This is a genomic window from Nitrospirota bacterium (assembly GCA_013388455.1).
Lineage (GTDB): Bacteria > Nitrospirota > Thermodesulfovibrionia > Thermodesulfovibrionales > SM23-35 > JACAFF01.
In genome coordinates this window covers 1-12,072 of sequence record JACAFF010000020.1, presented here as the reverse complement: position 1 = coordinate 12,072, position 12,072 = coordinate 1, and the positions used below count along the sequence as shown (strand labels likewise).

The following is a 12,072-nucleotide window of genomic DNA, read 5'->3' as shown; positions in this document are numbered from 1 at the left end:
TATTTTGAACAGCATTGAGCTGTGATATACTGAAATACAATAATGAAAATGAATAAGATACATAAAAAAAGATTTCATTGAATATGGACATACGCCATTTTCTATCCGGTATCTTCCTATTCAATTCATTCACGGAAAAAGAGATCGACCTCATCGAGCCATTTCTCTTTTTGAAAAATGTTCAAAAAGGTGAACAGATCTTTTTAGAAGGCGCAGAGGCTACTGCATTCTTCATCGTTGTTTCAGGAAAAGTTAAGATTTATAAGCTTTCTCCAGATGGCAAGGAACATACGCTACATATACAGGTTCCGGGAGACCTTGTTGCAGAGGCAGCGATATTTGATTCCATGGTTTATCCGGCATCCTGTGTTGCTATAGAGAACTCAACTCTCATACGTGTTCCAAAAGAAGGATTGAACAAACTCATAAAGAAACACCCCGAGGTTGCCTTGAAGATGATGAGCGGATATTCAAGGAGGTTAAGGCAGTTTGTTGCAAAAATCGAGGAACTTTCCCTCAAAGACATTAAAACAAGGCTTGCTGATTACTTACTAAAAAACAGCACCTTAGAAAACGGCATAACACTCTGTCGGTTAACCTATTCCAAAAAAGAACTCGCATCTGTGCTCGGGACAATACCTGAGACGCTTTCACGGGCACTTGCCTTCCTGAAACAAAAGAATCTTATCATTGAAGAAAATAATACCATCATAATCCCTGATCCAGAAAAACTTAGGACATTTTCTCTCTTGACTTAAGTCAAGGACACTTTCCCTCACCTGATCTATTCTAAACTCAAGAATATACCAGGAGGATTCAAATGAAAAGGAAAATTATCAAAATCAATGAGGAACTATGTGATGGATGCGGCAACTGCGTTAGTACATGTGCTGAAGGTGCCATAGAGATAGTCAATGGAAAAGCAAAACTGGTTAAGGAAGATTTTTGCGATGGGTTTGGTGATTGTATTGGCAAATGTCCAACTGGGGCATTAATTATAGAGGAACGTGAAGCAAAGCCATTTGATATTGATGCTACAAAAGAATATCTTTATAAAACAAAAGGAATAGAAGCGGTATGGAGAATGGAAGAAGCCCAGAAGAACCACGAGCAAAAAGAACCTATACCTTTAGCTTGCGGATGTCCCGGTAGCATGGTTAAGACATTACAGATAAATGAATGTACTGCTGAATTTGTTCAACAGAAATTACAACCTCAACTTAGGAATTGGCCTATTCAGATAAGTTTACTTCCGCTCAAGGCACCTTATTATCAAGGAGCAAATTTACTTGTAGCAGCAGATTGCTGTGCATATGCATATGCAGGATTCCACAATGATTTCATTAAGGGTCATACCGTCGCAATCGGATGTCCAAAACTTGATAATGCAGGTGGATATAAAGATAAAATGACTGCCATTCTGAGTAAAAACGATATCCGTTCAATCACGATTGCGTATATGGAAGTTCCCTGCTGCACTGGACTTGTCAAATTAATGGCGGAAGCGGTAAAAGAATCAGGCAAGAATATTTCTGTAAGAACATTAAAAATCGGAATCCAAGGGCAAATAATTTCTTAACCGGGTGACTAAGGAATCTTGCCTCTTTTTCATCGAGATTTGCGTCTTTTTACTTTAAATTAATACATAACATTATATTGTGATATACTTGATAAAAAGTTTTGTAATTTTATCATGGCAGAGTGCTTAGTCTGTGGAAAGTCCTCTAATTTGATCTCAAAAGCTCTGAATGTATGCCTTGAATGCATCCGCCTTGAATCGTCCAAGGCATCCTTATATATTGAAAAGGCGCATTCAGAAAGTAGAAAGCTATTTGGCCTTCCACCAAAACCTCCCAGTGATCCAAATGGAATTCGATGCAATTTATGCGTAAACGAATGCAGGATACCTGAAGGTGGCATAAGTTATTGCGGTCTCAGGACAAATATTAATGGAAAACTTTTCGGAATTTCTCAGGATGAGGGTAAATTTTCATGGTACTACGATCCACTGCCGACAAACTGTGTTGCTGACTGGATTTGTGCCGGAGGATGTGGAACAGGATATCCTGAATTTGCTTATTCGAAAGGACCTGAATACGGATACAAAAACCTGGCAGTTTTCTTTCAGTCATGTTCTATTGACTGCCTTTTCTGTCAGAACTGGCATTTCAGGGAAGAGACTTTAACATCCCCTAAAAGATACATACAGGAGCTTGTCGATGTAGTGAACAAAAAAACCTCATGCATATGCTACTTTGGGGGAGACCCTACCCCTCAACTGCCATTTGCATTAAAGGCGTCACATTTTGCACTAAAACAAAAGAAAAACAGGATTCTCAGAATATGCTGGGAAACAAATGGAACAATGAACAGAGATCTACTTAATGAGATGATAGAAATATCCCTTAAATCTGGCGGATGTATCAAATTTGACCTGAAATCATGGAATGAGATTCTGAATATCGCATTAACAGGAGTCACAAATAAAAGAACTATTGAAAATTTTTCAATTATTGCTAAAAGAATCCGTGAACGTCCTGAACCGCCACTCCTTGTAGCAAGCACCCTCCTTGTTCCAGGATATATTGACGAAGAAGAAATCAGAAATATATCAACATTTATAGCATCTCACGATAAAAACATACCATACTCCCTTCTTGGATTTTATCCGCACTTCTACATGTCCGACCTACCTCTTACATCTAAAGACTTTGCATTCAGATGTAAGGAAATCGCAGAAGATGCAGGGCTTAAAAGGGTAAAGGTCGGGAATATTCACCTTTTAAGATAAAATTATATAAGTTCATAAAGAAAACAAAATTGTTTTTTCCTTGACAAAATTGTACGTATGTGTTTTTATATACATACGGTAACCGTTTGCCGATTAATTTCAGGAGTGAATCATATGTGCAGATTAGCAGCTATTACATCAAAAGAATATTTTTCACCAATAGAAAATATTCTTGCACTCGAAACAATGAAAGAAGGACACGATGGCTCAGGGCTTGGTATTACGCTCAAAGACCTGGGCGGAGAATTCAAAGATTTAAAGGGTTATCCAATTCTTTCAGGAATTTGTTCTAAGGAGGGGGCCAAGATCCTTGATGATTACATGGACAAATCAGGTTTCAAATTAATTCATGTATGGACTCCTAAGATAAGGCATGTAAAAGGAATTATTTCTCATGATCATTATTTTGCCAGAGTTTATGATTATCCAAGTTCAATCAAACATAATCACTTACACGAAAAAGAAGATCTTCTGGTTAATGTAAGACTAACACTCAGAAAGATGGGAGAATCTAATCAATCGATATTTGCGTTCTCTTTTTATCCTGACGTTATTACATTAAAAGAAGTTGGAGATCCGCTTCAGCTTGCTGAGTTTTTTGGTCTTGACAGAGAAAATCTAAAAGCAAAGATTATTTTTGCTCAGGGCAGGCAGAATACAAATTATGCAATATACCTATACGCATGCCATCCTTTCTTCATTCAGGGATATTGCTCTATGACAAACGGTGAGAATACTGCTTTTGTTCCTATACGAGAATTTTTAATGAGCAGAGGGTTTCCTGGCTATATCGGCTATAACAGTGATAGTGAAGTATTTACTCATATTCTCCACTATACTGTCAGACAACTCAGGTTGCCCTTGACCTACTATAAAGATATTATAACACCATTGAAAGAAAACGAAATAGAGACAAGAACTGACAGCGATGTTCTTAGACTGATTAAACAATCATTAAGACCACTTTGCATTGATGGACCTAATGTTGTTATTGGCTTTACTCCTGACGGAACATGTTTCATGGTACACGATGCAAAGAAACTTCGCCCTGGAGTTGTAGGCGGTATAAAAGGCAAATATGCATTAATGTCTGAGGAATGCGGGCTTGATAGTGCCATCCCGAAGAGAGATAAATCGAAGGATATTTTTCCTATGAAATACGATATGGTTATTGTAGGTCCTCAGGCAGAGGAGGTAAGAGTATGGAACCAGCTACAAAATTAGATTATAACCATCAGCTTTCTTTAAAAGAACTCCCTTATATAATTCGGTGGAGGGATGACAGATGCACACGTTGTGGAAGATGCACTGCAGTATGCCCTGTGAAAGCAATTGAACCATCTGTAAAGCTCCAGAGGACTGTTACATCTGAGGGACATATACCAACACCATTAGCGGTTAGGAGGATTGTTCATGTAATTGAACAGGTAACAGATATTGACAGGTACTGCACAGGATGCGGTGCATGCACTCTTGTATGCCCAAATGATGCAATTGAACCTGAATATAATCCTCAAAATAAATTCTTGCTTTATAAAAATAAAGGCGGTGAAGGATATAAAAGAGGCGGACGTAGAAATGACCCATCAATTTCGACACTTGACAGGCTCAAGTTCACAAGGATCTCAATGCTTACAGATCCAGCCCTTGATGCTGGAAGACATGAGTTTCGTGTCAGGACATTATTAGGTAGAATATTACCTCCTGAGGAACTACCACTTATATCAGTAAACGGAAAACTTTCGGTTGATAAAGATAAGGGTAAATTTATTCCACCTGTAAGAGAAATTTTTCCAATTATGATTGGTAGCATGTCAGTTGGTGCACTTTCGCCTCCTATGTGGGAAGGTCTTGCTATGGGGGTTGCGTATCTAAACGAAGTGGAAGGTCTCCCTGTTGTTATGGCAACCGGTGAAGGTGGGGTACCACCGAGACTTCTAAAATCCAGATTTCTTAAATATTTCATTCTGCAGATTGCTTCAGGATATTTCGGATGGGATGAGATTATCCATACAATTCCTGAAATGGTTGAGGATCCAGCAGCTATCGAAATTAAATATGGCCAAGGTGCAAAGCCAGGAGATGGTGGATTATTAATGGCACAGAAGGTTCTCAAACTAATTGCAAGTATTCGTGGTGTACCTCAATTTGTTGATCTTGCATCACCACCAACTCATCAGACAAAGTATTCGATTGAAGAGGCGGTTGCAAAAATGATCCAGTCTATGTCTATGGCATGGGGTTTCCGTGTCCCTGTTTACCCGAAAATATCAGGGACAAAGACAGCTCGTGCAGTTCTTAATAACCTTGCAAGAAATCCATATGCTTCTGCACTATCGATCGATGGTGAAGATGGAGGGACTGGTGCTGCTTATAACGTTTCGATGGATAAGATGGGACATCCAATAGCCTCTAATATCAGGGAATGTTATCTCGACCTCGTGAAACAGGGAAAACAGAATGAATTGCCTTTAATCGCTGCTGGTGGTATTGCAAAGAAAGGAAATCTTGCAGCAAATGCAGCAGCTTTAATTATGCTTGGGGCATCAATAGTTTCAGTAGGAAAATATATAATGCAAGCTACAGCGAACTGTTTCGGTGATGAATACAACCGTTGTAACCTTTGCAATACAGGTAAATGCCCGAGAGGGATAACAACACAGGACCCTAAACTTTACAGAAGGCTTGATTCTGACAAGGTTGCTGAAAGGGTGGTTGAAGTATTCAAAGCAGCTAACGTTGAACTGAAAAAAATCTTTGCGCCCATGGGAAGAAGCACAGAACTTCCTATAGGCATGTCTGATGGTTTGAGTGTAGACGACAAGGCTATGGCAGAAAGACTGGAGATAAGCTATGCGTGCTAAAAATAGTAAAAAGTTAAAAGCGAAAAGCAATACTCCCCCTAATCCCCCCCTTAGTAAGGGGGGGTATGTCCTCAGGAAGGGTAAAACCTCCCTTCCCTCTGTAGCACAAACTAAAGCCATTACCATATATGGTCGTATTAACGGCCACAGGGTTTCGTCCCGTATTCTCGAAGAACAAATACAGCAGGCAGTTCGTGATGGTGCGAGAGAATTGCATATTATAGCTGATGGGCAGCATGGAATAGGCGGGAGGATATGGCCAAGAAATGAAATAATAAAAATAATTGTCGAAGGACCTGTAGGCCAAAGGCTTGGGAGTATGGGCATGTTTGGGACAGAAATAATTGTAAAAGGAAGCGTCTCTGACGATGTAGGATGGATCAACTGCGGAGCTAAAATAACGGTTTTAGGTGATGTAACAAATGGTGCATTCAATGCAGCAGCTCAGGGTATCCTATACGTTCAGGGCAGCGGAGGTGCAAGGTGTGACACAATGACCAAGCACAATCCAAGATTTGATCCACCGCAGTCATGGTATTTCAGAAATGTTGGGGATTCATTTGCAGAATTCAAGGCAGGAGGCATCGCAGTCGTTTGTGGTGTAGATTCAAGAAACCCATCGAATATACTGGGGTATCGTCCATGCGTTGGAATGGTTGGAGGAACAATATATTTCAGGGGTCCTATACAGGAATACAGTGAAAGGGATGTCAGACTTCTCGATCTTACACCACAGGACTGGGAATGGTTAAAAACTAATATTAAACCATTCCTCGAATCCATTGATAGGATTTCATATTATGAGGAGCTTACAAATTCACAGGATGAATGGAAAAAATTAATTGCATATACGCCTCAGGAAAAAAGATCGCGAAGATGGTTCAAGATGTCTATTACAGATTTCAGAAAAAATTACTGGGAGAAAGAAGTTGGGCAGGGTGGTATATTTGCTCCTTATATAGAGCATGATATGACTTTATTACCATATATTACTACCGGAAAAGATAGAAGGAATAAACCTGTATGGGCAAATGAGAAGTATTTACCTCCATGTGCTTACAATTGTCCAACACATATTCCTTCACATAAAAGGGCTGCTCTGATCAGGCAGGGAAAACTTCATGAGGCGCTGGAATTGGTTTTACAATATAGTCCTTTGCCAGCAACAGTATGCGGCCAGATATGTCCAAATCTCTGTATGCAGAGTTGCACAAGGGGACAGATTGATAAACCATTAGGAATTGATAGACTCGGCAGGCTTGCTATTGATTTACCAGCCCCGAAAAAGGCTGAACCGACTGGACATACAATAGCAGTCATCGGTGGAGGGCCATCAGGTCTGAGTGCAGCATGGCAGCTTGCTCTTAAAGGACATACTGTTAACATATATGAATCTACAGACAAACTCGGGGGCAAAATCGAATTATGCATTCCAAGAGAACGCCTTCCACAAGAGGTGCTTCAGAAAGAGTTATCGAGGTTCAAGGAGATTGGTGTTAATATTTATTTGAATGAGAAAATCAATCAAGAAAAATTTGAAGAGATTTATAAAAATCATGAGATTGTTGTTGTTGCATGTGGTGCTCATAAACCGAGGCTCATACCTTTTCCGGGGTCCGAGCATGTTGTTACAGCATACGATTTTCTCAGGAATGCAAATATCGGTTCATTGCCTGATCTTAATGGTAAAAAGATCGTTATCATAGGGGCAGGTAATGTTGGAATGGATGTTGCCTCACAGGCATATAATTGTGGTGCGACATCTGTAATCGCTGTTGATATCCAGAAACCCGCAGCATTCGGGAAAGAGATGGAGACAGCAGTAGCAAAAGGGACTCAGATAATCTGGCCCAAATTTACTGAAAGATATGATAATAATGAGAAGAAATTGTATTTCAAAGATGGCTCATCACTTGATGCAGATCTTGTAATAATGTCTGTCGGTGATGTTCCTATTCTTGATTTTCTTCCTCCTTCAATACATACAGAAAAAGGATGGATTGCTGTCAATGAAATTGGACAGACATCAGATGTTAAAGTATTTGCCATCGGAGATGCTACACGACTTGGACTCGTAACACATGCTATAGGCCAGGGCAGGATTGCAGCAGAATCGATACATTATCAACTCATGCATGCTCCAAGATGGCCAGAGACTAAACAGGTTATTCCTTATGAACGCATAAAAACGGTCTATTATGAAGCAGAACACAGAATACAGTCTCATCCACCCACCCTTCCCCATCGAGGGGGAAAGACAAGGGAGGGGGTGGAGGTCTGGGCCCTCGAATCTGAACTCTGTAAGATTGATGCAGATAAATGCATGTCCTGTGGAACATGCCGTGATTGCCATATGTGCGAGTATGCATGCTACTGGGGAGCAATAAGCAGGGTTGAACATGAAGATGGTTCTTATGAGTATATTGTTGATGATGAAAAATGTATTGGTTGTGGTTTCTGTGCTGGCATCTGTCCATGTGGAGTCTGGGAGATGGTAGAAAATATATGATCCAGTCACTTGCAATAGAGAATAGAATCCTTTCTGCCTTTCTTGAAGTAAGCAAGGTTCTTAATTCTTCTTTTGAGCTTGAAAAAAACCTCTCGCGCACAATGCGCGTTCTTGGTGATTTTCTTGAGATGGAAAGAGGGTCTGTCTTCTTGCTCGACCAGAACTCAAAAGAACTGAGAATCGTTGCAGCACATGGGCTGACAAAAGAGCAGATTGAACGTGGTAAATACAAAATTGGAGAAGGAGTTGTTGGGAGGGTTCTCGAAAAGGGTTCTCCTATGGTTATACCAAATGTAGGAAATGAGCCAATGTTTCTCAATAGGACAGGCTCGCGTATCGGTAAAGATGGCATCTCCTTTCTCTGTGTACCAATAAAATTTAAAGGAGAATCAATAGGTGTATTAAGTGTTGACAGAATCTTTAAGGATAAAAATGTAAATATTTATGAAGATATCAGAGTGCTTGAGATTTTAGCGTCAATAATTGGACAGTATATTATATTATGGAAACATTATCGTGATTCTGAGCGGGAGAGAGAAAACCTTAAGCTCGAACTCAAAGGCAAATACAGTCTTCCTAATATTATAGGAAATTCAGACAAGATGCAGGAAATTTTCGCATCTGTTCACCGTGTGGCAGATTCAAAAGCAACTGTAATTCTATATGGTGAAAGCGGCACTGGTAAAGAGCTAATTGCAAAAGCTATTCATTATATGAGCCCTCGGGCGAATTGCCCTTTTATAAAATTTAATTGTGCCTCTATCCCCGAAGGTCTTCTTGAATCCGAACTTTTTGGTCATGAAAAAGGCGCTTTCACCGGTGCAATTTCTGTAAGAAAAGGTAAATTTGAACTTGCCCATACTGGTACTATTTTACTTGATGAGATTGGTGATCTGCCGCTGAATCTTCAACCCAAGATACTGCGCGTTCTTCAGGAGAGAGAATTTGAGCGTGTTGGTGGAGAGAAAACTATCAAGGTCGATGTTAGACTAATTGCTGCAACAAGTAGAAATCTTGAAGAACTCGTTTCTAAAAACAAATTCAGGGAAGATCTATTTTACAGGCTTAATGTTGTGCCAATATCCATGCCTTCTCTTAAAGAAAGAAAAGAGGACATCAGTCTTCTGGTAGAATTCTTCCTGAATCGATACAACAGGGAGAATAGCAAGAACATCTCCATATCACCTGAAGCCCTCAGAGTATTGATTGAGTATGACTGGCCTGGAAATGTCAGAGAACTCGAAAATACCATTGAAAGGCTTGTTGTCATGTCCGATGGCAACATTATCAAACCATCCTATTTGCCAATCAACCTTAAACTTCCTTCTCGTGAAAAGATTTTACCGAGGGAATCTCTCAAGGCAGGGATAGAAGATATTGAGAAGAACAGTATCCTTGAGGCACTCGAAAAATGCGGTTGGGTTCAAGCAAAAGCAGCGCGTATGATCGGCCTTACCCCCCGTCAAATAGGTTATAAGATAAAAAAATACGGCTTAGAGGAAACAGGAAAAGGTTAAAACACATATACGACATTAAGGGATAATGGGGCATTATTCACGAACATATTCCAATATTCAGTAAGATACGGGGATTTTATAGATAGAACCTTTCAAGAGGAATTCATTGACAATAATCTGGATATAAATTTATATTGTTTAACCAGAGACTTGCTGATTATATGATCTTTTATAATACTCCGAGGCCACATAAGTCTCTGGGTTTAAAAAGCCCTGTATAGTATTTGATTGAAATATGTTAGATTGATTTGTATTTAGGTTAAACATTTAATCTCTTAATATAAGAAGGAGGAGGAATAAAACATGGTTAAAAGGATAGGAGGTTTATTTTTTTCTATCATTTTCCTTATCGCGATAAGTGCAGTCCATGTTAGTGGTCAAGACCCCTCAACTGAGATCAATCAATTAAAAAAAGAGGTTCAAAAACTTTTGCAGAGAATAGAAGAGCTTGAGAAAAAGCAGGCAGAAATGGAGAGCAAAACTGTCAAGACAGAAAAGAAAGTTACAGAGGTTGAGAAAAAAGCAGAAAGAACAGAAAAAAAATCTCTTAAAGACCGTGTTAATCTCAGTGGCGAGGCGAGATTTCGTATTGTCAGAAGCACATCAGATACTAATGCTGGATTTTACGGTAATGACCACCCATCAGATGATATTGAAGCTGTTGATGAAACCTATTTCCCACTTCGTGTAAGATTGAATGCACATGCTGAGGTCGTTCCAGGTATTGCTGATTTTTATGCACGTCTTACCATGAATAAAAACTTCGGCTTATCAGAGTCAAGTCTTTCTGATCCACTCGATAATCCTAATTCTTTCGAAGCAAGTAAAGGACATGATATGACACCTCGCTTTGAACAAGCTTATACAACAATCAAAATCCCTCTTTTTAATACTACATGGTATATTGGGCGGCTTCCAGGACTTGACGGACCCCCATCCCGTCAGGCAGGTAGCCTCTTCCCGAGACTGTTTATTGATGCTGAAATAGATGGATCATTAATTAAATGGGATGCTCCGCATACAGCACTTGACAATATCAAGTTACCATGGACGAGCACAAGATTATTTAATAATTCACGTATAGAAGAAGTAGGTAGGGCATTCTTATCACGCAAAGCATACGAGTCAAAGATAAAAGATAGAACAGGCATTATACTTGGATATCTAAAATATGATGAGAAAAAAGAATCTCTACCAGATGATGCTGATGTGTATCTTGCACAAGCTCAAGTAAAAATAGGTAAAGATACAGCAATTGTGGTTGATGGACTTTACATGGATGACTGGCATATACCAAATACATCAAATGATAAAGACGTGCCAGACTTTAAAACACCTTACTGGCTGACTGGATTTTATGCAGACACTCAACTGCTTGGATTCCAGATCTACGGCGCTTACTACTACAGTCATTTCAAGATACCAGATCATTCATGGGTAGATAATGGAACTACTTATACATTTGACGCTGAGGGATTTCCGGGACGTATCTGGTATTTAGGATTTAATTCAGGTGATTTAATTTCACCAAACATGCAATTATGTGTCGAATACGCAAAGGGAGATGATGCATGGATAAACCCATTCAACTACCGGGGATTCAGAAGGAAAGGTACTGTTCAATCGCCAGCAAATAACTATTTTTATAACGAGAGCGGAACAAATACAATCGTTGGATTCTATCCGTTTCATGCAGGGGTATGGGATATATATTACGACTATTTTTATCATGAGAAGCTAAGATTCCGTCTTGGGCTTATGGACTTTCAATTTTACGAGAGTGGTATCAGAGATGGTAATTATTCCATTTTAGGAAGTAACAAATTTGAACACACATGGTATCCATATTTTGAAGTTAATATATCTTTTTAGGATTTACGCACCTCAACCACGGATTCTTTTTTAATACAGCAGCCGGGAGGGGAAGGACAGTAATCTCTGGGTGCTTGTCTTCCAGAAAAGTTAAGACACATTTACGACATTAAGGGATAATGGATCATTATTCACGAACATATTCCAATATTCAGTAAGATACAGGGATTTTATAGATAGAACCTTTCAAGAGGAATTCATTGATAATAATCTGATTGATAATAATCTGGATGTAATTTATGATAAACCTCTTTTTGACCAGAGACTTGCTGATTATTACAATACTCAGAGACCACATAAGTCACTGGGATTAAAAAGCCCTATTCAGTATTTAGTCGAAAATGGAGAAATGTCGCAAATGTCTTTAATTATACATTTTATTGACAAAACCATATTGCCTCACGTAAAAATCTAAACGAAATCTTTCTTGGTTGCCTCATGAAAATTATAAACGAAATTATCTTTCTTTTTTGCATTGTTTTTTGATGTAACCAATCTAATAAGTTTATTTTGTAACTT

General features: G+C 39.1%; 8 protein-coding genes. All 8 read left to right on the top strand.

From position 1 onward, the window contains the following. Nucleotides 1-83 precede the first annotated feature (83 nt). The 8 genes from HXY53_04725 (at nucleotide 84) to HXY53_04690 (ending at nucleotide 11,553) form a co-directional block, all read left to right on the top strand. The gene (locus HXY53_04725) at nucleotides 84-758 is read left to right on the top strand and encodes a Crp/Fnr family transcriptional regulator (GenBank protein ID NWF75864.1); all 675 of its coding nucleotides are present in this window, start codon (nucleotides 84-86) and stop codon (nucleotides 756-758) included. Nucleotides 759-820: 62 nt separating this feature from the next. Then, nucleotides 821-1,579: a 4Fe-4S binding protein gene (locus HXY53_04720; protein ID NWF75863.1), complete on the top strand. Its 759-nt coding sequence runs from the start codon at nucleotides 821-823 to the stop codon at nucleotides 1,577-1,579. Nucleotides 1,580-1,693: 114 nt separating this feature from the next. Further along, nucleotides 1,694-2,791 carry a radical SAM protein gene (locus HXY53_04715; GenBank protein NWF75862.1) on the top strand — a complete coding sequence of 366 codons (1,098 nt, stop codon included), beginning with the start codon at nucleotides 1,694-1,696 and terminating at the stop codon, nucleotides 2,789-2,791. A gap of 114 nt (nucleotides 2,792-2,905) precedes the next feature. Next, on the top strand, nucleotides 2,906-4,015 hold the full coding sequence (locus HXY53_04710) for a glutamate synthase (GenBank protein ID NWF75861.1): 1,110 nt from the start codon (nucleotides 2,906-2,908) through the stop codon (nucleotides 4,013-4,015). Then, nucleotides 3,994-5,655, top strand: a complete 1,662-nt coding sequence (locus HXY53_04705; GenBank protein ID NWF75860.1) for a 4Fe-4S binding protein — start codon at nucleotides 3,994-3,996, stop codon at nucleotides 5,653-5,655. Before HXY53_04710 ends, HXY53_04705 begins: the two co-directional genes overlap by 22 nt. Next, a complete protein-coding gene (locus HXY53_04700) occupies nucleotides 5,645-8,164 on the top strand; it encodes an FAD-dependent oxidoreductase (protein ID NWF75859.1) in 2,520 nt (839 codons plus the stop codon). The genes HXY53_04705 and HXY53_04700 overlap by 11 nt, the downstream gene beginning before the upstream one ends. Then, the gene (locus tag HXY53_04695; protein ID NWF75858.1) at nucleotides 8,161-9,681 is read left to right on the top strand and encodes a sigma 54-interacting transcriptional regulator; all 1,521 of its coding nucleotides are present in this window, start codon (nucleotides 8,161-8,163) and stop codon (nucleotides 9,679-9,681) included. Before HXY53_04700 ends, HXY53_04695 begins: the two co-directional genes overlap by 4 nt. A 303-nt stretch (nucleotides 9,682-9,984) precedes the next feature. After that, nucleotides 9,985-11,553 (top strand): hypothetical protein, encoded by a 1,569-nt coding sequence (locus HXY53_04690; protein ID NWF75857.1) that lies wholly within the window; start codon nucleotides 9,985-9,987, stop codon nucleotides 11,551-11,553. The last annotated feature ends 519 nt before the right edge of the window (nucleotides 11,554-12,072 follow it).